Here is a 22,051-nt window from a genome sequence, read left to right as displayed (position 1 = left end):
CGGGTCGCTGCGGTAGATGGAGATGCCGATGCGTCCCAGGATCCCATCCGGGAGCCCGCGCGCGATCCCCGGCCCCGACAGCCGATCCCAGGTGTCGCCGCCGTCGCTGCTGCGGTAGAGCGCGCTCCCGGGGCCGCCGCCGTGGAACCCCCAGGGGCGGCGCTGCCGCTGGTAGGTGGCGGCGTAGACGATGCCGGGGTCCTCCGGGTCGAGCGCCACGTCCACCACGCCCGTGTCTTCATCCACGTGGAGGATGCGCTGCCAGGTCGCGCCCCCGTTTGCGCTGCGGTAGAGGCCGCGCTCGTCGTTCGAGCCCCACAAGTGTCCCATCGCCGCGACGTAGACGAGATCCGCATCGTTCGGGTGAAGCGCGATGCGCCCGATGTGCTTGCTGTCGCGAAGCCCCATGTTCGTCCACGTCCCGCCGCCGTCGGTGCTCTTGTACACCCCGTCGCCCCACGACGAGCTCTGCCGGTTGGCCCGCTCGCCGGTGCCGACCCAGACGATCGAGGTGTCCCGCTGGTGGAGCGCGATCGCCCCCACCGAGTGGGTGCCCTCGTTCTCGAAGACGGGCACCAGGGTGATGCCGTTGTCGCTGGTCTTGTAGACGCCCCCGGTCGCCGAGGCGACGTAGAACTTGATGGGGTCGGACTCAGCCACGGCCAGATCGACGATCCGCCCACTCATGACGGCCGGGCCGATGTTGCGGGGGCGCAGGGCGTCCAGCTGTCCGGTGGTCACCTGGGCGTGAGCGGGGGTGACACCGGTCGTGAGGATGGCGGCGAGAATGCAGGCCAGGAAGCTGCTGTGAAGCTGGTACGGGAAGCGGGTCGAAGAGGTCGGCTGGGTCATCGAAGAATCCGGTCAATGGGAAAGAGCGACATCGAGACGAGCCTCATATTCGGGTGTCCCCCGCGGGCGATCAACCTCGCGGCTGGCGATTCGGTGCGAACTTGGGTGAGCGTCAGAGACCTGGCGCCGAATGGGAGCCCAGGCGCACCAGACGGAGGATATCGGCCCCGGACTTCTGGTAGATCAGCAACAGATCCGGCTTCAGGTGGCAGTCGCGGAAATCTCGCCACTCACCGCTCAGCGCGTGGTCGTGGTGCCGGGGCTCCAGCGGTCGGTCGTTGGCCAGGGCCTCCACGACTCCGGCCAAGATGGTATCGAGGCATGCCCGGTGCCGGCCGCGCGACTCCCGCTTGTAGTCGCGCTTGAACCGGCGGGTCCGCTCAATCGTCCGCACGCAGATCGTCGAGGAGATCCTCTACGCTCGAGAACTGCGGAAGGTTGCCCCGGCGGGCCTCCCTCATCGCTTCAATGGTGTCGGCGTTAGGAACCAACGGCGCGAACGGCAGCGCTTTCTCGTGGGCGACCTTCGTCAGCAGCAGGCGCAACGCGCCGGAGACGGTCAGGCCCATGGCCGCCAGCACCGTGGCCGCCTCCTCCTTCACGTCTGCGTCAATGCGGGCTTGGACGAGTTGGTTCGGCATGTCTGGTATCCGTGTTGCGAGTTGACGTACAATATCATGCAGACTGGCGGGCTGGCCGGTAAAGTTGTTCCCCCATCGCCAGCGGCGAAGAACACCGGAGGTGCGCACACCCGCTACAATGCGCGCGCCGGCCGCCTCCGCTAGACGGCCGCGTCCTCCGCGACGAGCCGCCGCCCCACCTTCGCGAGCGCCCTTTCGATCTGCCCGATGTGTGAGCGGTGATTCGGGTTCAGGAGCTTCCGCACCGCGCCCTCGCTCAAGCCCAGGCGCCGGGCCAGACCGACCTTCGTAAGCCCCTGCTCACGCATAGCGGTATAGAGAGCGAGCTTCGCCGCCACGACCAGCGGAACCGCGACCATCTCCCGCCCACCCGCGACGGTGCCCGGCACCGGGATGTCCTGGCGGCACTGCATGTACGAGCCGAGCGCCACGGCCAGAGCGTCCTCCGCCATCGCCAGGGCCTCGTCCCGGTCGTCGCCGCACGTCAGCGCCTCCGGCACATCCGGGAAGGACACCGAGTAACCGCCGTCCCCCTCAGGCGTCAGCACGCACGGATAGGCGTATCGCATCAGAAGTCCTCCTCGCCTCGCTCGCCGCACGAACTCCGCACCGTTCACTCTCTCAAGATCGTACCCGAAGGTACGACAATCCAGTGCCCACGACCCATCTCACCTCCTCGCCGCCCAGTGGTACGCTGATCGGAAACAGCGTTGATTGGAGCTGTTGCGCTGAGGATACCAACCAACGTCACGGCGCCTTCAACGCGGGCGACCACAGCATCTTGACAGAGTTATTCGTGATTAGACATCATTTTCCCTTACATGTACCTAACTCGTCATAACTCTTTCTAAAGGGATTCGATGGATCCGATCGCTAACCCATTCGCGCCCGGAGCGGGATCTCGGCCTCCAGCCTTGGCCGGTCGCGACGAGTTGCTTGCGTCGGCGGAGATCGCCCTGCGACGAATTCAAGCTGGCCGACACGCCAAGAGCATGATGCTTCTCGGCCTCCGAGGTGTCGGCAAGACCGTTCTCCTCGTCCGAATCGGAGACCTTGCCGAAGCTGCGGGGTACGTGACCGCCCTCATCGAGGCTCCAGAGGAGCGTCGCTTGGCAGTGCTTCTCGTTCCCAGGCTCCGCCGTCTCCTTTATCAACTTAGCCGTCGCGAGAAGGCCCGGATCCTGGGTAACCGAGCCCTTGGCGCTCTCCGTAATTTTGCCAGCGCCTTCACGGTCTCCTACGCAGAGTTTGAGGTAGGTGTAACGCCAGAGCCGGGCCTGGCCGCTTCCGGCGATCTCGAGACCGACCTTACGGATCTCCTGGTTGTGGTCGGAGAGGCGGCGAGGGCCGCTGACCAACCGGCGGCTCTCCTGATGGACGAGGTTCAGTATCTGGACGACGAAGATTTGAGCGCGCTCATCGTCGCACTCCATCGGATCAGCCAGAAGGCGTTGCCCCTGATCATGTTCGGCGCTGGCCTACCGCAGCTTGCGGCGGTATCTGGCGAGGCCAAGAGCTACGCGGAACGTCTATTCGATTTCCCCGGCGTTGGTCCGCTCGACGAGGCTGCCATAGCGGAGGCCATTCGAGGGCCAATCGAGGAGGCGAGGGCCTCGGTGGACGACGACGCGCTGTCGGAGATCGCTGAACAGACGGAAGGCTATCCGTATTTCCTTCAGGAGTGGGGAGCGCATTGCTGGAACGTCGCATCGGAATCACCAGTGACCCTCGACGATGTAGTGTCGGCCAGGGAGAGGGTGATGGCCGCTCTGGATGCGAGCTTCTTCCGTGTCCGCTTTGATCGCCTCACGCCCCGGGAGCAGGAGTACCTCAGAGCAATGGCGCAACTCGGGCCGGGGCCACACCGCTCGGGGAAAGTAGCGGAGGAGTTGGGGGTCGCCGTTACTTCGGCAGGGCCGATCCGCACAGGGCTGATCCGCAAGGGGATGATCTGGAGTCCTGCCCACGGAGAAACCGCATTCACCGTTCCGATGTTTGATCAGTACATGTTGCGGGCCATGCCCGACTGGCAACCGGCAGATGAGTGACAGCGCCATACGAGCGCCTGCTCTGCCAGGGCTTCGTCCCGGTCGTCGCCACTCCTAAGGCGGGCACGGCCCGATCAACCCGTGTTACCGATCCGCTCGATGATCGAGCCACGGGTTTCCTGATCGCTGGACTCATCCAATCTCTATTTGACCGGCAGCACCGCCACCCGCCCGGTCGCCTCCGCTAGACGGCCGCGTCCTCCCCAACGAGCCGCCGCCCCACCTTCGCGAGCGCTCGTTCGATCTGCCCGATGTGTGAGCGGTGATTCGGGTTCAGGAGCTTCCGAACCGCACCCTCGCTCAAGCCCAGGCGCCGGGCCAGACCGACCTTCGTGAGCCCCTGCTCACGCATGGCGGTATAGAGAGCGAGCTTCGCCCCCACGACCAGCGGAACCGCGACCATTTCCCGCCCACCCGCCACGGCGCCCGGGACGGGAATGTCCTCACGGCAAGTTGCATCGGACTTGTAACTAGTGTAATCCGATTAACTTAGCGATTCAGAAGGTCGGATTCCCGCCGAATGATTCCCGCTGTTCGGGATTTCAGCCGCGAACCCTCGAGGAAGGCCAGCGGAGTGAGCAGGGCGCCGGGACCGGCGAAGAGGTACTGGTCGAAGAACGAGTTGATGTACCCGTTGCTGGCCAGATACCGGTCGACGAACGCTTCGGACCGAAGCGGGTCGATGGCACGCGAGAGCTTCCACCAGCCACCGGCGATGAACACACTGCCCAGACCCAGCCGGAGCCCGAGGGCGATCCTGTCGGTCACCTGCGAGTCCAGGCGGCTTGGAATGGTTGTGCGTAGCCGTTTGAGGCACCACGCGGGGCCAGCGCCCCCAAGGGGTCCCCATCGTCTTCGCGAGAGGGCACGGATGGGGCCAGCGCGCCCTGACGCGCTACCGCGCCGAGGGCGCGTCATCGCCTGCGGAGCAGCCACCGTCGCTATCCGGGCGAGCGTCGTCGGGACGGCCGAGCCCCGCATAGCAAGGATCGGGTCGATTTCAGCATCAAGAGTGTTCACGTTACGGGAGTCCCCATCCACGATGATTCTCGGAGTTCCGCATGAACACGACCGACTACGACCGAATCGAGGCGGCCATTCGCTATCTGGCCAGGCATCGCAAGCGCCAGCCGGAACTCGCAGAATTGGCGGCGCATATCGGTCTGAGCCAAAGCCATCTGCATCGTCTGTTCTCACGCTGGGCCGGCGTTACGCCAAAGCGCTTTCTCGAATTCCTTACCGTTCAGCACGCGAAGAAATTACTCGACAGCTCCGAGCCCGTGCTCGCGACGGCTCATAGTAGCGGGCTCTCTGGTCCGGGCAGGCTGCACGATCACTTCGTAACCGTGGAGGCCGTCACGCCGGGCGAGTATCGGAGCAGGGGCGCGGGGCTGACGATCCGCTTCGGCATCGGAGAATCACCGTTTGGGCCAGTGTTCGTCGCCTGGACGGAACGCGGCGTCTGCCGGGTTGGGTTTGTGGCTGACGGGGATGTCTCCGCCGAGATGGAGGCTCTCCGCCGGGCCTGGGGGCGGGCGTCGCTCGAGGGCGACGATTTGACGGCAACAGCACTGGCGCGGTCCATCTTCTCGGCTCCCTTCGAAGCCGAGAGTCCCCCGCTGACCGTCCATGTGCGCGGGACCAACTTCCAACTGGCCGTCTGGCGCGCCCTGCTGCGCGTGCCTCCCGGGAAGGTCGTCACCTACGGTCGTGTGGCCGAAGAGGTTTGTAGCGCGAAGGCGGCTCGGGCGACGGGGAGCGCGGTTGGCAGCAACCCGATCGCCTTCCTTATTCCGTGCCATCGCGTGATCCGCGCGGGCGGGATCACGGGCGACTATGCCGGGGGGGGCACGCGGAAACGCTGTATGCTGGCGTGGGAGGCGAGTCGGCAATCCGCCAGCGGCCAGGCCGTCCGATGACCGATCCGCACTACTCGCTGTTTCCCGACCATGATTCCCTGACGGCGGCGCAGCACGCGCTCACTGAACGCCTCGGGGTGTCGCGGCGTCTCATGCCGTCGCGCGACGTAGTACCCGCGGGTCCGTCCGGCGAATGGCTGCGGGAGCTGCGAAACATGAGATTCGACCGGCCCAGAGAGCTGGCGGGCTTGACGGAATGGGTGATCGACGGGCTAGAGACCGGCACGGTACAGGTGACGCATCCGGGCTATCTTGGCCTGTTCAACCCTGCGCCGACGTTCGCTTCCGAGTGCGCCGACCGGATCGCCTCCGCGTTCAACCCCCAAGTCTGCGTGCACTCGCATGCGCCGGCGGCGGTGGAGATCGAGCTGCACGTGATCCGGGAAGTGGCGCGCAAGGCCGGCATGCCGGATGGGTCGGGCGGGCACTTCACTAGCGGTGGATCGGAGGCGAACCTCACGGCAATGCTCTGCGCTCTTCAGGCTGCATGTCCGGCGTATGGTGATGACGGCGTGTGTGCATTTGCCCGTCCGCCCCACGTCTATGTGTCGGAGGAGAGCCATTTGGCTTGGCTGAAGATCGCTCACGCCGGGGGCATCGGCCGCAACGCGGTCCGGCTGATCCAGACCGACGGGCGGGGGCGCATGGACCCCGATGCCTTGGCCGAAACGATTGCAACTGACATCTCCAGCGGCCGCATGCCTGTCATGATCGCGGCGACGGCGGGCACCACCAACGCGGGCATGGTCGATCCGTTGACCCGCTGCGGCGAACTGGCCAGGGAGCACGGCATGTGGTTCCACGTCGACGCCGCATGGGGTGGTGCGCTGATTGCCAGCGATACCGGCGGTGCTCTCAAGGGCATCGAGCGGGCGGACTCGATCACGATCGACGCCCACAAGTGGTTTGCAACGACCATGGGAGCCGGCATGTTCCTGACCTCCAGACCGGATGTCGCCGCTCAGGCCTTCCGGGTCGACGCCAGCTACATGCCCAGGAGCGTCGCGGCCAAGGACTTCTTCGTCAACTCGATCCAGTGGTCGCGCCGATTCGTCGGCCTGCGGCTGTTCCTTGCACTCGCGGCAGCGGGTTGGAGGGGATACGCCGGCCACACCGAGCGCGCCATTCGACTGGCGGACAGACTCGCACGGCGATTGCAGCGCGACGGTTGGTCGCTCGCGAATGACTCTCCCATGGCGGTCGCATGTCTCGTGCCGCCCGAGGGCCATGAAGCCGTTCGGAGCTACGTCGATTCCGTTCACAGGGACGGCCGGTTCTGGGTGTCAACCGCAGTCTTCGAGGGCAGAACAGTGCTGCGAGCCTGCATAACCAACGGGCGAACGAGCGAGCGCGATGTCGACGCGCTTGTCCACACTCTCAAGGCGGTGGCGCCGTCGATTTGGAGCACACAAGCCGAATCCGACCTGAGCGTTTCGGAACCTCATCGAACTGATCTCGACTAGTACAGAATACCCGCTGCCGTATCGCCGACGACGGTGACGTGTTCGATCGCTTTCCCCGGGTGTCTCATCGTAAACAGCTTCGTCGTCTTCACCATCGATGCCTTGGGAAGCCCACCTTCCGCGAAATCGCTGCGGCGGAGATGCACCGCGTTCGGGTCGCCCGTGAGGTGGGAGGTGACGGCCGCCAGCACGAGATCCTCACCGGCGGCATTGAAGGAATTCGGGGAAAGGACCAGCGCGGGGCGTCTCTTGGTTGAAGTGAGATCGGTGAAGGGGAAGGAGACGAGCACGATGTCGCCCTGCCTATAGGCTGTCGTAGACGTCATCCTCCTCGTTTTCCCAGAACTCGAAGCTGCGTTCCGAGACCCTCAACCACGGAACGTCCGCCGCAAGCCGCTGCAACTCGCCCTCGGAGAAGACTTCGTAGACCTCGCCGGGAGTTGGCTCCTTGACCTCCTGCAGGGGCGTGAAGACCCCATCCCGGTATTCCGCCTTTATGCTCATGGTCCTTCGACTCTAGCAGGCGACGGGCAGCACTGCCACCTGCCGGAGTTGCCCGCGGCCGACGGCCCCCTCCGGTCTCGCGCATGCCTCTATGTGGCGGCGAACGGAACGCCAAAAAGCCGGCCTCGTGAGGACTTGACATGTGTATAACATGAAATCATGCTTAGCACATGTCAAAGATGCTTCAGGTCCGAAACATCCCGGACGATCTGCACCGTCGGCTCAAGTCCCGCGCGGCGCTCGCCGGGACATCGATGTCGGACTATGTCCTCCGCGGGATCCGCCAGTCGCTGGAAAGGCCGACCCGGGAAGAACTGTTCGCCCGCATCGCCCGGCTGCCGCCGATCGACGTCGATCCCCCCCCGAGCGAGGTCCTGCGGGAGGCGCGTGAGAGGCGCTGAAACGGCGTGATCGTCGTCCTGGATGCATCGGCCGTCGTCGAGTTGGTGCTCGGCACGCGGCGCGGCGCCCGCATCATGCACAGGGTATCGGACCCCGTGACGTCCCTGCACGGCCCCGAACTCCTGGACCTCGAGGTTCTGCATGTTCTGCGCCGCTACGAGAGCACCGGGGCCGTCTCCCCGACCCGCGCCGGCGAGGCGTATCGCAACTTCCTCGATCTCGATGTGCGGCGGCACGGCCACGAGCCGCTCCTGTCGAGGATCTGGTCCCGCCGCCACAACCTCACCGCGTACGACGCCGCGTACGTCACACTGGCCGAGACTCTCGAAGCCCCCCTTCTCACCACGGACCGTCGGCTGGCCGGAGTCCCGAACCTCGCGGTGCCGGTCGAGGTCTTTGCCGTCACCCCCACGGAATCGCCTCCTTGATCGCGCGGTCAAATCCCGTCAAGACCGGCCGGTCAGCGGAACATGCGCCGCAGCATGAACTCGTAGAGGCCGTCCCCGAACCACTTGCGGAGGAACATGAAGGGGCGCGCCATGGAGCCGCTGGCGTATCGCCGGCGCGGCTTCCGGGCCGTCGCGGCCTTGACGAACACCTTGGCGAGCACTTCCGGCGCGGTGCCGCGGCCGGGTTCGAGGCCGTCCATCAGCTTCAGAAACGAGTCCACCTGCGCCTTGTACGCCGTGTCCCCGGAGTACTTCCTCATGTGGGCTCCCATCACGTCGCCGAACTCCGTCCTGATCGCGCCCGGCTGGATCACGACGACCTGGATGTTGAAGGGGGCGGTTTCCACGCGCAGGCAGTCCGACCAGCCCTCGAGGGCGTGCTTGGTGGCGTGGTACCAGGCCCCGAGGGGGGTGAAGATCCTCCCTCCCATCGACGAGACGTTGATGATTCGGCCTGAGCCCCCCGCCCTCATGTGCGGCAGGACGAGTCGGGTGAGATGGGCGAGCCCGAACAGGTTCACCTCGAACTGGTAGCGCGCGTCGTCGAGCGGCACGTCCTCGACGGGTCCGTAGAGCCCGAAGCCCGCGTTGTTGACCAGGACGTCGATGCGTCCCTGGTCCGCGATGATGCGACTCACGGCCCGCTCGTTGTCGTCGCTTCTGGTGACGTCCATTTCGACGGGAGTGATGCCGTGTTCCCGCAGGTCTTCCATTCGGTCCGCCCGACGTGCGCCGGCGTACACGGTGTGGCCCTCACGGGCGAGAAGGATCGCGGCCGCCCGGCCGATGCCGGAGGAAGCTCCCGTGACGAGGATGATCTTGCCCAACGCGCTGCTCCTTGCTTGATGATACCTGTCGTGGCGTTACCACCATACACTCTGCAGCGGCGTCAAGGTGCCTCGCGCGTGCCTTTACATGGCGGCAAACAGGCGTTTACGATGGCTGTAGCCTCAGCACGAGAACCTCTCGGGATTGGGCTCGGCCATGAGACTCACGCACGTCGCACTCGGACTGTCCGTTGGGATTTCGCCTCTCGGCTCAGAGCTTCACGCGCAGGACTGGGGCGACCACCGCGCGTACCAGTATCAGTTCGGAGAGATCTCCATCCCGCCGGCGTCGGAGGATGAGCCGGTCGCGGAGAACCTGTCTCTCGAACGGGCGGTCACCTACCTGGAGGATGGAGCCTGGGCCTGGGCGAACAACCGCGGCTGCGTCTCGTGCCACACGACGGGCTGGTACGGGATCCTTCGTCCGCAACTCACCGAGAGCCTGGGTCGGCCCGATGCAGACTTCCGGGCCTTTCTCGAAGAGCGTCTTCAGGACAGGCTCGCCACGGACCCCGAAGAACTCCAGCAGGATGTGAACCCCGCGGAGGTCGTGCATCTGGCCGCGTCTCTGGCATCCTGGGATGCGTACGTGGACCGGCGGCTGTCTCCCGAAACCGAGCAGGCCTTCCAGCTCATGTTCAGCCTTCAGCGGGACGACGGGGCGTGGCACTCGCCGGACACATGGCCCCCGTTCGAGTCCGACGCGTATCAGCTCGCGACCGTTGCGGCGATGGGCATGGGCCTGGCTCCGGGATGGCTCGAGCAGGCAACCGCTCCCGAGCTGCAGAGGCAGATAGCCGGTCTGCGAGAGTACCTGCGGCGGGTCCCTCCTCCCCATGACTACGCCCGGGTGGCATTGCTCTGGGCGGAGCAGCATCTGCCGGGCGTGATCAGCGCCGACCAGAAGCAGGACATCGTCAGGCTGATCCTGGACCGCCAGCGCCCCGACGGGGGATGGTCGATCCGCTCTTTCGCCCAGCCCGGGGCGTGGGGCCGGGGCAACCGCGCCGAACGCCTGCGAGCCGAGGCGGACTTCGGCGATCCCGCGAGCGATGGCCACCAGACCGGTTTGGCAGTTGTCGTGTTGTCGTCCGCGGGGGTGCCGCCGACGCACCCGGCCATACAGCGAGGCGTCGAGTGGCTCACGCGGAACCAGAGAGAATCGGGCCGCTGGTGGACGAAGTCACTCAATACGGAGACCTGGCACTTCATCACGTATACCGGGACGCTCTACCCGGTGATGGCTCTCGCGGTGACGAGGGCGGGTCCCTAGTCGACACCGTGTTCGACGTCTTCGGTCGTCGCCTGGAAGGTACCCGGATAAACACTCGAGTCACGTTCACGGGGGTCGGCAGCATCGTGAATCTGAGGATCACCTGGCCCATGGTGGGCGTCGTGGAGATCGTGCATACCTGTCTGCCGATCGCACCGCTTGAACAGCAGCCGGAGCTCCCCGGCCAGTCCTTCGTCCCGGGAGCGCTAGCTGGGCCCCCGGCTCAAATCGAGCGTCGCCCGGTCAAGTGACAACTTGCGGCCCGCCAGCGGATGTCAAGTGACGGTTGTCCGCGAGGGCTGACCGGGAGAGGTGTCCGGGGCATCCCCTCCCGTGCGGCCGAGAGGTGGAATCTGCGCCGCCACGTGCGCGGCGAATCCCGCCCCGGCTTCGGCCGAGAGATTGAACAGTATCGACGCCCCGGCCTCATTCATGGCTTCGATCTCATCCGGAAACCTGACGGCGGCGGCGATCCGGCCCTCGAAGGCAGAGGCGCCGATGCGATCCAGAACGGCGAGTTTGGCGGCGCGATTCGGCAGGGCCAGCATGACGACATCGAGCGGCCGGGTGCTCCGAACGCGGTCCCAGAAGTCCCCGTCGCGCGGATCGCCCAACAGCACGTTGCGGCCCTCCGACAGGTGTTGTCGCACCTTGAGGGGATCGGAGTCCACGCCGATGATGGCCCCGCCGTGAAGCCGCTGCATGTGGTCGTAGGCCGCCGTGCCGATGCGGCCCATGCCGAGTACGGCGATCCTCGCGTCTCCGATGTCGAGCGGCCGTTCATCGGCGAGGTGCTCGGATCGCTCGAAGCGCGTCCACGCCACGCGGTATCGTTGGTAGATCCGGTGGGCGACGGCGTTGAGCACTGCCGCAATGGCGCAGGAGAGGGACAGGGCGATCGCGAGAACGATCAGCCAGTGACCGTCGAGCCATCCGTTGGCAACCCCGAGGGCCGCGACGATGAGCCCGAATTCGCTGTAGTTGGCCAAGGTCAGGGAAGCGCGTAACGAGGTCCGCGCCCGCAGCCTGAATCTCGTGAACAGACCGAAGAACAGCGCCGACTTCACGAGCACGAGGGGCGTGAGGGCCGCGCCGGCAAGAAGTGCTTCCGCCGTGAGCGGCCCCGAGAGTCCTATGGACAGGAAGAAGCCGAGCAGGAATAGGTTCTTGAACCCGAACATGGTACTCGCCACCTCTTCGGCCTTTTGGTGGCGGGCGACGAGAACGCCGAGCACGAGCGCGCCCAGGTCTCCCTTCAACCCGACCAGCTCGAACACCTCCGCGCCGCCCAGGGCGAGCAGCAGCGAGTACAGTACGAGGAGTTCGCCGTGGCCCACCCGGTCGAGGACGAGCGCCAGCAACGGCCGGGCCGGAATCAGCAACAGAAGCAGAAGCGCCCAGGGGCTGGGCCATGCGTTCGCCGAGGCCGCGAGAAAGGCGACCGCGGCCAGGTCCTGCACAATGAGGATGCCCACCGCGAGCCGCCCGGCCAGCGAGGCCGTTGCCCCCTTCTCCTCCAGCACCTTCACGACGAAGACCGTGCTGGAAAAGCTCAACGCGAACGCGATCAGCAGTGACTGGGTAAGGCCGAGGCCGGAGACCAACGGGGTTCCCGAGAGCGTCAGGAGACCGATGGCGGCCGCGAAACCCGCGACGGCAATCGACATGTGCAGCCCGGCGACGGCCCACACCTGCGGGCGCGCGAGGGTTCGAAGGTTGAGCTTGAGCCCGACCGTGAACAGCAGCAGGGTGATACCGAGATCCGACAGTTTCTGCAGCACTTCCCCGCTGGCGATTCCGTACAGATTGAGCGCGAACCCGGTGGCCAGAAACCCGACCATTGGCGGCAGCCCGACGGCTCTGGACAGCAGGCCCAGGACGAAGGCAAGGGCGATCCAGACAACGTCTCCTAGGGCGATGGCGATTAACTCGAAGTCCATGGTGCCCACTTGAGGGAGGCTGGCAGGTCACCTCGGAGCCGCGAGGTCGTGAACGTCACCTCAGCCGGCCTGCCAGAGCCGTAGCGAGGAGATGCTCCCGGCCCTCGAGGCGCGACGCACGTATCGCTCGTCCGCCGTGACGAACACACCGCCGAGGCCCAGCGCCACGGCATGGTACGCCGCGTCGTAGAACGCGACTTCGTACGTCACGGACAGAGACACGGCGCGCCTTCTCCAGTTCGAGTCAAGCCGCGCCTCCGCCAGGCCGAAGTCGGCCAGGGATGCCAGGAGCGCTTCCGCGTCACCCGGAAACCGCCGCGCCAGCGTGTTGCCCACCTCGTAGATCCAGAGTTGAGGAACGATCAGATCGAGGGCCCCCGCCGCCGCCTCGTCACGCAGCGCGAGCGCGACGTCCGTATCCTGCTCGTCGTCGCCGGGAAGAACCCACTTGAGAATAACCGATGCGTCCGGCGTGACGATCACGACAGCCGCTGCTCCCGCTCCTCACGTATCCAGCGGACGATCTGATCGGTCTCGACTGCGGGCAACCGCGCTCGCAATGCGTCCATCCGGGCGGATGCGTCCCGTCTCCTGGAAGCATCCGACCACTCGCGGATGGCCTCGTTCACGGCGCGGCTGCGGGTACCGCGCGGCAACCTCTGTAGCACACGCCACGAGTCTTCGTCCATCATGATGTTGACCCGTCGAGCCACGTCGTTCTCCTCCCGGGTACGCTGGGTGTGGTGTGTAAAGATTACACACTGCCACGCGTCCTCGCAAATGGGCTCTCGCCGTGACGAACTCTCTGGCCAGCCCCCTGATTTCGCCCGCGCTGTTGCAACATTTGTTGACAAAACGCACACAATGTGTGACGATTGGACATGTTCGCCGGCTTCGACTGGAATCTGGAGAAGAACCGACAACTCGCCGAACGGCGGGGCGTCTCGTTCGAGCGCGTGATTTCCGCGATTGAGCGCGGAGGTTTGGTGGACGTGCTGAAACACCCAAACCAGGAAAGATATCCGGGGCAGATGATCTACGTCGTGGACGTCGACCGGTACCTCTACCTCGTTCCGTTCGTAGTGGCCCAGGACGGCACACGTTTCTTGAAGACGATCATCCCCAGCCGGAAGGCGACGCGGGACTATCGGAGGAGGCAATCGCCATGAACGACCAACTGAACCGGGAAGAGCGGGAGATCCTGGAGAAGTTCGACCGGGGCGAGTTGCGTCCCGTCACCGGCGTCGAGGGCGAAATGACGATCGCGCGTCAAGCGGCTCGCAGCACGTTCAAGAAGACCCGTCGCGTCAACCTCCGGGTTACGGAACGCGACTTCAATCTCGCCCACGCCCGGGCGCGCGAAGAGGGGATGCCGTACCAGACGCTACTGGCGAGCGTGATCCACAAATATCTGGCCGGCCGCCTGGTCGAAGAGAGATAGCCCTAGGGGCGTAGCAGCAGGCCTGCGGTCAGTCCCGCCTCGCTTGCCTTCATGCTCGAACGGACGGTGACGACCACGTCCTCGAACTCCGTGGTCCACTCCTCCCGGGCGTAGACCGAATAGCTCGCCTCGACCCGTAGCGCGATGCGCTCGCCCAAGGTTTTCTCCAGTCCGATCCCGGATTTCCAGACCGTGAAGTCCATGTCGCGGTCCTCCTGGCCGGACTGGAACTCGGAGGGATCGCAGGGTTCGGTCGCGAAACAACCGTCGTAGTGGTTGGTGAACTGTGCGCCCGCAAAGCGGATTCCGCCGAGGACGTACAGGCTGATGCCCCGCGACTGCAGGCCTCCCGGACTGCCGCCGAGCCTCAGGGTCACGCCGTAGCTCGTTTCCGGATCCAGGTTCCACCGGTCCGGCCAACTCTCTCCCAGCTGCTTCCGTTCCGTCGAAACCCCCACGCCCGCGAACTGCGCCTCCACGTCGCCGCCGTGCGTCTCCAGTTCAGCGGCCGCATCCAGGAAATAGGCCCCACCCGAGAAGGACTTCCGATACCCGGCGACCAGGCCGACCCCGTAGGAGAGCGCGTCTCCGGAGGCCTCGTCTTCGAAGACCTGCCCGCGCCGGGGCTCGGGCACCAGCGTGTTGGGCGCCGTGTTGTCCACCGATTTCCGCATCGTCGCGCTCATCTGCCCGAGCGGAAACGCCAGGCCCAGGTAGAAGCCGCCGTTCCCGGCATTGTTTTCGTCCGCCTGGGCGGCAAGACCCGCCGGGGCTCCGAACGCCGCCAACACGAGGCAGCCAAGCAAACCCGTCGTCGACACTCTTGGGAACATCTCATGCTCCGTTCTCTGGAGGGCTACGACTGCCGCCAGGATGGCGTCGCCCGATTGCTCGGTGCCGGGGACGCACGCAATTATGCCGCCTCGCAGGCTGGCTGCTCAAGGCGCCCATCCGGGTGGCGTTCGTCCGCTCGGCGGCCTTTAGTTTGACCACGGCGGTCACATCGACCTGGGAGGCGCGTCCCTCTATTGCTGGACCTCAGCCCTGCGGGTCGAGCGACACGAGCCGGATCACGCGGACCGTCGGCAGATCGAATTCGTCCAGTTCGATGTAGGCCAGCAGGCCGTCGGGGCCGGAAGCGTCGGGAGGCCTCAGCCCGTCAACGGCCAGCGTGCCGACATAGCGTCCGTCCGGCGTCACGATGTCGACCGGGCCCTCGCGGTCGCCGTCCGCTGACCTTCGGGTCACCCAGATCCGGTCCTCCCAGTCGACCTCGACAGCCCCGATGACCGGCACCTCGTCGGCGAAGACAAGCTCTTCCACGCCTTCGCGTTCGACCTGAAAGGACGATTGCAGACTCTCGAGCTGAGCCGTGGCTTCGCGGTAGCGTTCACGCTCCGCCTCCCTGATCGCGTCGTCAACGGCCAGCGGCGCAATCGGCCGTTCGATGACTCCGGTGACGCTTCCGTCGAGTGCGATCAGCTTGATGCGGTAGCCGATCGAATCGGCAAGGGCGAGCCGGCCGTCGGTCAGCACGTCGTAGTAGAGTCCCGGCTCGAAGGCGCGCCCCGCCGACATGCGGAGAGTCCTGGACGAATCGATCTCGAAGTCGTCGCCGGCCGGAGCCGCGGGGAGGTCCCATGCGGTGTAGAGGACTTCGGGCTCCGTCCCGTCCAGCGGAATGAGGTAAATGGGACGGCCCTCCTCGTCCTCGGGGGCACTCTCAGGCTCCGATAACGCCTCCATCGAAACGAAGCTGCTGGCGACCAGGCGGCCGTCGGGGAGAGCCGAACCGGAAAAGAGAATCGCATTCATCTGGATGCGCCGCGCGAAGGCTCCACCGGGGTCGAAGAGATCGACCTGTGAGAAGCCCAGCACCGTGTAGGAGCCGTCGCGGGCGACGATGGCCGCGCTGACGTTGCCGAATTCGCCCGGCCCCTCTCCCTGACCTCCTACCGTGCGCAGCAGCGATCCGTCCCGTCCGACCACCAGGATGTGCTCGACCTGGGAGTCGTAGATGTGGAGGTTGCCCGCGCTGTCGAAGGCAACGGACTGCACGCTGCCGAAGGTGTCCCACGCGTCGCCGACCACGGACCCGACAGTGAAGACCTCTTCCGTGACGGCATTCAGCAGCACGTCCGGACCCTCGAGGGTTCCGCGGGCACCAACGGCCCCGTCTTGCCCGCCATCGCCGCAGGCCCCAACCAGGGCGAGCGGTGCGAAGATCCGCAGATGCTTCGGGTTTATCCTCATGATGACTGCTCCGTACCCCTGACCCTGCTCGTGTCCTCGCAGGCCTCCTAGTAGCGGTAGTGGTCGGGCTTGAAGGGACCATCCTTCGGCACGCCGATGTAGTCCGCCTGGTCCTCCGTCAGCTCCGTCAGGCGCGCGCCGAGGTGATCGAGGTGCAACCGCGCCACCTTCTCGTCGAGGTGCTTCGGGAGCATGTAGACCTGCCGCTCGTAGGCCTCGTGGTTCCGCGCGAGTTCGATCTGCGCGAGCACCTGGTTCGTGAAGCTCGCGCTCATCACGAAGCTCGGATGCCCCGTCGCGTTGCCGAGGTTGAGCAGCCGCCCCTCGGACAGGATGAGCACCGAGTGCCCGTCCTCGAACACGAACTCGTCGTACTGCGGCTTGATGTTGTTGCGCGTCACGCCGCCCTTCGCGAGCCCGGCCATGTCGATCTCGTTGTCGAAGTGGCCGATGTTCCCGACGATCGCCTTGTCCTTCATGCGCGCCATGTGCTGGAAGGTGATGACGTCCCGATTGCCCGTCGCCGTGATGAAGATGTCCGCCGTGTCAACCACGTCCTCGAGCGTGCGCACCTGGAAGCCCTCCATCGCGGCCTGCAGCGCGCAGATCGGGTCGATCTCGGTGACGACGACGTGCGCCCCCTGTCCCTTGAGCGCCTGCGCGCACCCCTTGCCGACCTCGCCGTAGCCGCACACGACTGCGGTCTTGCCCGAGATCATCACGTCCGAGGCGCGATTCAGCCCGTCAATGACCGAGTGACGGCAGCCGTAGATGTTGTCGAACTTCGACTTCGTGACCGAGTCGTTCACGTTGATGGCGGGGAAGAGAAGCGTCCCCTCCGACGCCATCTCGTACAGGCGGTGGACGCCGGTCGTCGTCTCCTCCGACACCCCCTGGATGGCGGGGGCCGTGCGTGCCCACCGTCCGGGGTCCTTCGCCGCGATCCTGCGCAGCGTCTCGAGGATCACGCCCCATTCCTCCGGCTCCGTCTCCGGGTCGAAGTCCGGGATCCGCCCCGCCCGCTCGAACTCGAGACCGCGGTGGAGGAGAAGCGTCGCGTCGCCACCATCGTCGACGATGAGGTCCGGGCCCGAGCCGTCCGGCCACAGGAGCGCCTGCTCCGTGCACCACCAGTACTCCTCGAGCGTCTCCCCCTTCCAGGCGAAGACCGGGATCCCGCGCGGGTCCTCCGGCGTGCCGTCCGGGCCCACGGCGGCGGCCGCGGCCGCGTGATCCTGGGTCGAGAAGATGTTGCAGGAGACCCAGCGCACGTCCGCGCCCAGATCGGCCAGGGTCTCGATGAGGACCGCCGTCTGCACGGTCATGTGCAGCGAGCCCATCACCTTCCGTCCCGCCAGCGGCTTCGCGTCGCGGTATTCCGCCCGCACCGACATCAGTCCGGGCATCTCGTGCTCGGCGAGGCGGATCTCCTTGCGGCCCCACTCCGCCAGACTGAGGTCGGCCACCCTGAACGCGGGGCGGCTGGCGGCCGCGGTGCCGGCGGCGGCTTCGGTCATATCGTGAAGTACGGCGCCTTCCATCGTCTATCTCCTTCGGTGTTCAGTCGTCGTTCAGGGGCTCTAACCAGCGTCGCAGGCCGCTTTACGGGCGGTGGCCGCGAAGAGGGCCGGTCCGGACGCTTCGGGGTCCGGGGCGAGCGGAATGTGACGGTACGCTCCGAGGCCGGCGAGCCGCGTCCAGTCCCGCATCTGTTCCTCCGTGAATCCGGGCCACAGGTGGCCCATGGTCTCGCGATACTCCTCCCGCGCGTGCGCGCGCATGTCGAGAACGAGGAGTCTTCCTCCCGGAGCCACGGCTCGCGCGGTCTCCGCCAACACCCGTCGCGGCTCGACCGCGAAATGGAGGACGAGCATCAGCACGGCGAGGTCGAGTTCGCCGTCGCCGACGGGGAGCGACTCCAGTTCGCCGTGGCGGACGTCGACGTTGTCGCAGTCGCCCAGCCGGACCGCTGCAGCCTCCAGCATTTCCGGCGACCGGTCGACCGCGATCACCCGCTTCACAAAGGGGGCGACCATGTTCGCGAGCGTTCCGGTGCCCGCGCCGAGGTCCCCGACGACCCACTCCGGATCGAGTAGGCCGAACAGCGCCGCGAACCGCGCGTCGCGCCCGAACAGTTCATCGCGGAGTGCGTCCCACCTCGCTGCAGACTCCGAGAAGAAGGCCGCGGCCCGATCCCGGCGCTCGGCCAGCACGCTCTCGGCCCGCTCCGCATCGTCCGCGATCCAGCTGGCGCCCGTGAGACTCCCCTCTGCCAGCCGCCACAACTCCCCCGCTTCCGGCTCGAGGTCGCTTTCCATCCGGTAGTACCGGGTCTTCCCCTCCTGCCGCCGGCGCACCCAGCCGTCATCCGCGAGCACCTTCAGGTGGCGCGAAACGGTGGATTGCGGCAGCTGCAGAACGGAGACGAGTTCGGACACCGTGAACTCGTTGCGGTCCAGCAGGGTGAGAATCCGCAGCCGGTTCTCGTCCCCGAGGGATTCGAAGCGGGAGAGAAGATCCCGTGTCGGGGCGGGTGCCCGGAGGGTCATCGTATCCATAAATCCTAATATATGGATATGACAATGCCAGCGCTACGTGCGTCCGTCAGCTTGACCCCATCACGGTACAAGCTAGCTTCCGGTTCACCTCGGGGCGTGGCGCAGCCCGGTAGCGCGCCTGAATGGGGTTCAGGAGGTCGCGAGTTCAAATCTCGCCGCCCCGATTTTAGCCAAACCACGAACACGAAGGACTGCTACTGTGAAACCTCGGCTCTCCGTCATCCTCGCGCTGCTCGCCGTGGGCCTCGCCGCGCGGCTGATTCCATACGTGCTGGCGCAGTTCGGGATGGCGCTCGAGCCGGGCAATACGACCTATCCGTGGAACTTCTCGCCGTTCCTGCCGATCTGCCTGTTCGGCGGCGCCATGTTTGCGCGGACCCGAACGGTGTACCTGGTGCCGTTCGCGGCGTGGCTGCTCGGTGACCTCGGCATCTGGGCGCTCACGGGCCGCGCGGACTGGGCGTTCTACGCGCACCAGCCGGTGATCTATCTGTCGGTGGCGCTCGTGGCCTTCATCGGCTTCGCCCTCCGGCGCGGGCGCTCGTGGAAGCGGGTGGCCGGGGCCGGGTTGGGGTCGTCGCTCGCGTTCTTCGTGCTCAGCAACTTCGGCGTGTGGGCGTTCGGCGGCGGCGCGATCTACCCGCTCAACTTCGCCGGCCTGGTCGAGTGCTACGTGATGGCGATCCCATACCTGCGGAACACGCTGATCAGCATGGCGGTCTTCCTGCCGATCCTGTTCAGCCGCGTCGCCCTGACGAAGCCGGTGACCGCGCCGCAGTACGAGTTCGCCGCCAGCCGTACGTAGCAGGGACATCGCGATGAGCCACCGGGTCGTCTCGCTCATCGCCAGCGCGACGGAGATCGTGTGCGCGCTCGGGTTCGAGGACGAACTCGTCGGGCGCTCCCACGAATGCGACTACCCGCCCGGCATCGGGCGTCTCCCCGCCTGCTGCTCGTCGAAGGTGAAGGTGGAAGCCAGCAGCAAGGAGATCGACGACCAGGTGCGCTCGCTCGTGGGCGACGGGCTCTCGGTGTACCGGGTCGACCCCGACCTGTTGAACGATCTCGCGCCCACCGTCATCGTCACGCAGACGCAGTGCGAGGTGTGCGCCGCCAGCCTGAAGGATGTCGAGGAGGCGGTGTGCGAACTCGTCACGTCGAATCCCGTCCTCGTTTCGCTCGAGCCAATGGCGCTCGGCGATGTCTGGAAGGACATCCGCTCCGTCGCCTCGGCGCTCGGCGAGCCGGAACGTGCCGAGGATCTCGTGGCTCGACTCCGGGGTCGCCTGGCGACGCTTGAGGCCCGAACGCGCTCGCTGGGTCCGCGTCCTTCGGTCGGCTGCATCGAGTGGACGGACCCGCTGATGATGGCGGGGAACTGGGTGCCCGAACTGGTGGAGATCGCCGGCGGGACGGACCCCCTGGGCGAGGCCGGCAAACACTCCGGCTACATCGAGATCGAGCAATTGGTCGAGGCGGACCCCGACGTGATCGCGATCATGCCGTGCGGCTTCGACATCGAGCGCGCCGCGCAGGAGATGGCCCCCCTCGTCGCGCGCCCCGAATGGCAGCAACTGTCCGCCGTCCGCAACGGACGCGTCGCAATGATGGATGGGAACCAGTACTTCAACCGGCCCGGCCCGCGGCTGGTCGAGTCGGCCGAGATCCTCGCCGAATTCCTGCACCCGGACCACTTCGACTTCGGCCACTTCGGCCGTGGCTGGATCTGGTGGGACACGTCCGAACGGTCACGGAGACGGCGCACGGGATAACGAAGTTGTCCTCCCGAAGAGAGGAAAGAGGAGAGGAACATGGGCTCAAGATCGGTTTTTGCAGCGGCTGCCCTCCTGACTTTCCTCTCCCTGCCGGGCACGGCCGCGGCGCAGGAGATCTCCCCACCGCTCGCCATCGTCGGGGCGACGATCATCGACGGACACGGGGGTGCCCCCATCGCCGATGGGACGATCGTCATCGAGGGCGACCGGATCGCCGCCGTCGGCCCACGCGCGTCGGTGGCGGTCCCCGAGGCCGCCGAGGTCATCGACGGGAGCGGCAAGTTCCTCACGCCCGGGTTCGTGGACACCAACGTCCACATGTCGCTCGCCTTCGGGCGGGGAGGGCGGGTCGAAGAGCACGCAGCCTACTGGGCGCAACACGAGGCGCTGATCCTCCAGGGACTCCAGCTCCACCTCAAGCACGGGGTGACGACCGTCCGGGACAGCTACGGCGTCCTGCGTCCCATGCAGCGGGTCAAGAAGAAGATCGACTCCGGGGAGGAGTTCGGCCCGCGCACGTACCTCGCCGGCAACATCGTGGGGTGGGGCGGCCCTGCCTCCGAGACGTTCGCCGGGCTCCCCGAGTCGGAGATCAGCTTCTTCGCCGAGCAGATGAACGACGAGGTCACGCTTGGAAGCGGCGAAGAGATGATGCACATGACGCCCGACGAACTGCGGGTCGCGATCAACACCTACCTCGACTACGGGCCCGACTTCATCAAGTACGGCGCCACGCACCACTTCAACTATCCGGCGGGAATCTCGTTCTCACCGCGCGCCCAGCGGGTGATCGTGGAGGAGGCGCACAAGCGCGGCCTCGTGGCCGAGACCCACGCCACGAGCCTGGAGGGCCTCCGCCTCTCGATCCTCGCGGGGATCGACGTCGTCCAGCACCCGGACAATGTCGGGAACCGCACAATCACCGATGAACTCGTCGAGATGATCGTCGAGCGCGACATCGTGTGCTCGATGCTCATCAACCAGTTCACCGGCCCCAGTTGGCAGTTCCACGTCCGCAACATGGAGCGCGCGCGGGAGGACCTCGCCGAGGCCCGGGCCGGTGAGCGCCAGAGGCGCATTCCCCCGACGACGGCCGAGATCCGCCGCCGCGTTCAGGACACAGGGCTTCTGCAGCCGGGATCCGTGATGGAGGGACGCTGGACGACGAAGCGCACGAACGCGAAGAAGCTCATCGAGGCCGGCTGCATCGTGACGGTCGGCACGGACAACACGCTCTTCGGACGCGGCGGCGTGGCGGCCGACTTCCTGCGCGAGGAGCCCGAGAACATGGAGCACCAGCTGCCGGGTCTCGGCACGATCTTCGCGATCGAGGGGCTGGTCGAACTCGGCATGACGCCGCTGGAGGCGATCACCGCGGCGACGAAGAACGGCGCCATCGCGAGCAAGGCGCTCGACGAGTACGGCACCCTCGACGCGGGGAAGGCCGCGGACGTCCTGGTCCTCGACGCGGACCCGCTCGCCGACATCGCGAACATCCGGCAGCTCTCGACGGTCATCAGGGGCGGGCGCATCATCGACGTTGACGCGCTCCCCACGAACCCCATCGCCCTCGACTGGGCCGCCGGCACGCGGAAGGAGTAGCGCCTCGCCGCGCGATCCGCGCTAGGTGTAGATGCCGGGACGTTGTTGGCCCTTGGCCCGACGAGTTGTTGCAGGGGCGTGAGCCGTCCGTTGGTCGTGCGTGT

General features: G+C 66.3%; 25 protein-coding genes, 1 tRNA gene and 1 pseudogene. 12 read left to right on the top strand and 15 right to left on the bottom strand.

The annotated features are described in order from the left end of the window. The 4 genes and pseudogenes from RN729_RS09175 to RN729_RS09160 all read right to left on the bottom strand — a co-directional run. Positions 1-852, bottom strand: a pseudogene (locus RN729_RS09175) (hypothetical protein); the annotation flags it as partial. A gap of 112 nt (positions 853-964) precedes the next feature. After that, positions 965-1,246 carry a type II toxin-antitoxin system YafQ family toxin gene (locus RN729_RS09170; protein WP_310783937.1) on the bottom strand — a complete coding sequence of 94 codons (282 nt, stop codon included), beginning with the start codon at positions 1,244-1,246 and terminating at the stop codon, positions 965-967. Beyond that, a complete protein-coding gene (locus RN729_RS09165) occupies positions 1,233-1,493 on the bottom strand; it encodes a type II toxin-antitoxin system RelB/DinJ family antitoxin (protein WP_310783936.1) in 261 nt (86 codons plus the stop codon). Before RN729_RS09165 ends, RN729_RS09170 begins: the two co-directional genes overlap by 14 nt. 140 nt (positions 1,494-1,633) lie before the next feature. Next, positions 1,634-2,062, bottom strand: a complete 429-nt coding sequence (locus tag RN729_RS09160) for a type II toxin-antitoxin system HicB family antitoxin (RefSeq protein ID WP_310783931.1) — start codon at positions 2,060-2,062, stop codon at positions 1,634-1,636. A gap of 291 nt (positions 2,063-2,353) precedes the next feature. Between RN729_RS09160 and RN729_RS09155 the strand changes: the two genes are divergently transcribed. Then, on the top strand, positions 2,354-3,541 hold the full coding sequence (locus tag RN729_RS09155) for an ATP-binding protein (RefSeq protein WP_310783928.1): 1,188 nt from the start codon (positions 2,354-2,356) through the stop codon (positions 3,539-3,541). A 184-nt stretch (positions 3,542-3,725) separates the two neighbouring features. Here RN729_RS09155 and RN729_RS09150 read toward each other — a convergent pair whose 3' ends face one another. Both RN729_RS09150 and RN729_RS09145 read right to left on the bottom strand, forming a co-directional pair. Continuing rightward, the gene (locus RN729_RS09150; RefSeq protein WP_310783925.1) at positions 3,726-3,944 is read right to left on the bottom strand and encodes a hypothetical protein; all 219 of its coding nucleotides are present in this window, start codon (positions 3,942-3,944) and stop codon (positions 3,726-3,728) included. An 86-nt stretch (positions 3,945-4,030) separates the two neighbouring features. After that, positions 4,031-4,309, bottom strand: coding sequence for a hypothetical protein (locus RN729_RS09145; protein WP_310780115.1), 279 nt, complete (start codon positions 4,307-4,309; stop codon positions 4,031-4,033). Positions 4,310-4,602: 293 nt separating this feature from the next. Here RN729_RS09145 and RN729_RS09140 point away from each other — a divergent pair, with 293 nt between their 5' ends. Both RN729_RS09140 and RN729_RS09135 read left to right on the top strand, forming a co-directional pair. Continuing rightward, positions 4,603-5,460, top strand: coding sequence for a bifunctional helix-turn-helix domain-containing protein/methylated-DNA--[protein]-cysteine S-methyltransferase (locus tag RN729_RS09140; protein WP_310783923.1), 858 nt, complete (start codon positions 4,603-4,605; stop codon positions 5,458-5,460). Next, positions 5,457-6,923, top strand: a complete 1,467-nt coding sequence (locus RN729_RS09135) for an aminotransferase class V-fold PLP-dependent enzyme (protein ID WP_310783921.1) — start codon at positions 5,457-5,459, stop codon at positions 6,921-6,923. The genes RN729_RS09140 and RN729_RS09135 overlap by 4 nt, the downstream gene beginning before the upstream one ends. Here RN729_RS09135 and RN729_RS09130 read toward each other — a convergent pair. After that, positions 6,920-7,249, bottom strand: coding sequence for a type II toxin-antitoxin system PemK/MazF family toxin (locus RN729_RS09130; protein WP_310783918.1), 330 nt, complete (start codon positions 7,247-7,249; stop codon positions 6,920-6,922). The two genes, RN729_RS09135 and RN729_RS09130, sit on opposite strands and share 4 nt — an antisense overlap. Continuing rightward, a complete protein-coding gene (locus RN729_RS09125; protein WP_310783915.1) occupies positions 7,227-7,427 on the bottom strand; it encodes a hypothetical protein in 201 nt (66 codons plus the stop codon). Before RN729_RS09125 ends, RN729_RS09130 begins: the two co-directional genes overlap by 23 nt. A 170-nt stretch (positions 7,428-7,597) precedes the next feature. Here RN729_RS09125 and RN729_RS09120 point away from each other — a divergent pair, with 170 nt between their 5' ends. Further along, positions 7,598-7,828 (top strand): hypothetical protein, encoded by a 231-nt coding sequence (locus RN729_RS09120; protein ID WP_310783914.1) that lies wholly within the window; start codon positions 7,598-7,600, stop codon positions 7,826-7,828. 6 nt (positions 7,829-7,834) lie between these two features. After that, positions 7,835-8,257, top strand: a complete 423-nt coding sequence (locus tag RN729_RS09115) for a type II toxin-antitoxin system VapC family toxin (RefSeq protein WP_310783912.1) — start codon at positions 7,835-7,837, stop codon at positions 8,255-8,257. Between the two features lie 32 nt (positions 8,258-8,289). Here RN729_RS09115 and RN729_RS09110 read toward each other — a convergent pair whose 3' ends face one another. Beyond that, positions 8,290-9,105 carry an oxidoreductase gene (locus RN729_RS09110; protein WP_310783909.1) on the bottom strand — a complete coding sequence of 272 codons (816 nt, stop codon included), beginning with the start codon at positions 9,103-9,105 and terminating at the stop codon, positions 8,290-8,292. Positions 9,106-9,262: 157 nt separating this feature from the next. Here RN729_RS09110 and RN729_RS09105 point away from each other — a divergent pair, with 157 nt between their 5' ends. Beyond that, entirely contained in the window at positions 9,263-10,378 is a 1,116-nt protein-coding gene (locus RN729_RS09105; protein ID WP_310783906.1) for a hypothetical protein, read from the top strand. 275 nt (positions 10,379-10,653) lie between these two features. Here the strand turns inward: RN729_RS09105 and RN729_RS09100 are convergent, their stop codons facing one another. Both RN729_RS09100 and RN729_RS09095 read right to left on the bottom strand, forming a co-directional pair. Further along, on the bottom strand, positions 10,654-12,318 hold the full coding sequence (locus tag RN729_RS09100; protein ID WP_310783903.1) for a cation:proton antiporter: 1,665 nt from the start codon (positions 12,316-12,318) through the stop codon (positions 10,654-10,656). A gap of 60 nt (positions 12,319-12,378) precedes the next feature. Next, the gene (locus RN729_RS09095; RefSeq protein ID WP_310783902.1) at positions 12,379-12,801 is read right to left on the bottom strand and encodes a type II toxin-antitoxin system VapC family toxin; all 423 of its coding nucleotides are present in this window, start codon (positions 12,799-12,801) and stop codon (positions 12,379-12,381) included. 398 nt (positions 12,802-13,199) lie between these two features. Between RN729_RS09095 and RN729_RS09090 the strand changes: the two genes are divergently transcribed. Further along, positions 13,200-13,487, top strand: coding sequence for a hypothetical protein (locus RN729_RS09090; RefSeq protein ID WP_310783899.1), 288 nt, complete (start codon positions 13,200-13,202; stop codon positions 13,485-13,487). Beyond that, positions 13,484-13,759: a hypothetical protein gene (locus tag RN729_RS09085; protein WP_310780101.1), complete on the top strand. Its 276-nt coding sequence runs from the start codon at positions 13,484-13,486 to the stop codon at positions 13,757-13,759. The genes RN729_RS09090 and RN729_RS09085 overlap by 4 nt, the downstream gene beginning before the upstream one ends. 2 nt (positions 13,760-13,761) lie before the next feature. Here RN729_RS09085 and RN729_RS09080 read toward each other — a convergent pair whose 3' ends face one another. From RN729_RS09080 to RN729_RS09065, 4 genes are all read right to left on the bottom strand, one after another. Then, a complete protein-coding gene (locus RN729_RS09080; protein ID WP_310783896.1) occupies positions 13,762-14,592 on the bottom strand; it encodes a hypothetical protein in 831 nt (276 codons plus the stop codon). 205 nt (positions 14,593-14,797) lie between these two features. Next, positions 14,798-16,012, bottom strand: coding sequence for a hypothetical protein (locus RN729_RS09075; RefSeq protein ID WP_310783892.1), 1,215 nt, complete (start codon positions 16,010-16,012; stop codon positions 14,798-14,800). Positions 16,013-16,059: 47 nt separating this feature from the next. After that, positions 16,060-17,529 carry an adenosylhomocysteinase gene (gene ahcY, locus RN729_RS09070; protein WP_343218913.1) on the bottom strand — a complete coding sequence of 490 codons (1,470 nt, stop codon included), beginning with the start codon at positions 17,527-17,529 and terminating at the stop codon, positions 16,060-16,062. Positions 17,530-17,592: 63 nt separating this feature from the next. Continuing rightward, entirely contained in the window at positions 17,593-18,561 is a 969-nt protein-coding gene (locus RN729_RS09065) for a metalloregulator ArsR/SmtB family transcription factor (RefSeq protein WP_310783886.1), read from the bottom strand. Between the two features lie 99 nt (positions 18,562-18,660). Here RN729_RS09065 and RN729_RS09060 point away from each other — a divergent pair. The 4 genes from RN729_RS09060 to RN729_RS09045 all read left to right on the top strand — a co-directional run bounded on the left by RN729_RS09060 (position 18,661) and on the right by RN729_RS09045 (position 21,947). Next, positions 18,661-18,734 (top strand) — tRNA-Pro (locus RN729_RS09060). Between the two features lie 35 nt (positions 18,735-18,769). Then, the gene (locus RN729_RS09055) at positions 18,770-19,375 is read left to right on the top strand and encodes a DUF6580 family putative transport protein (RefSeq protein ID WP_310783883.1); all 606 of its coding nucleotides are present in this window, start codon (positions 18,770-18,772) and stop codon (positions 19,373-19,375) included. A 13-nt stretch (positions 19,376-19,388) separates the two neighbouring features. Then, positions 19,389-20,342 carry a cobalamin-binding protein gene (locus RN729_RS09050; protein ID WP_310783880.1) on the top strand — a complete coding sequence of 318 codons (954 nt, stop codon included), beginning with the start codon at positions 19,389-19,391 and terminating at the stop codon, positions 20,340-20,342. 39 nt (positions 20,343-20,381) lie between these two features. Then, entirely contained in the window at positions 20,382-21,947 is a 1,566-nt protein-coding gene (locus tag RN729_RS09045) for an amidohydrolase family protein (protein ID WP_310783877.1), read from the top strand. Positions 21,948-22,051: the final 104 nt, after the last annotated feature.

This window comes from Candidatus Palauibacter polyketidifaciens (assembly GCF_947581785.1).
GTDB classification, from domain to species: Bacteria; Gemmatimonadota; Gemmatimonadetes; order Palauibacterales; family Palauibacteraceae; genus Palauibacter; species Palauibacter polyketidifaciens.
Note: the sequence above shows the minus strand (reverse complement) of the source record. Positions and strands in the feature narration are given on the sequence as shown.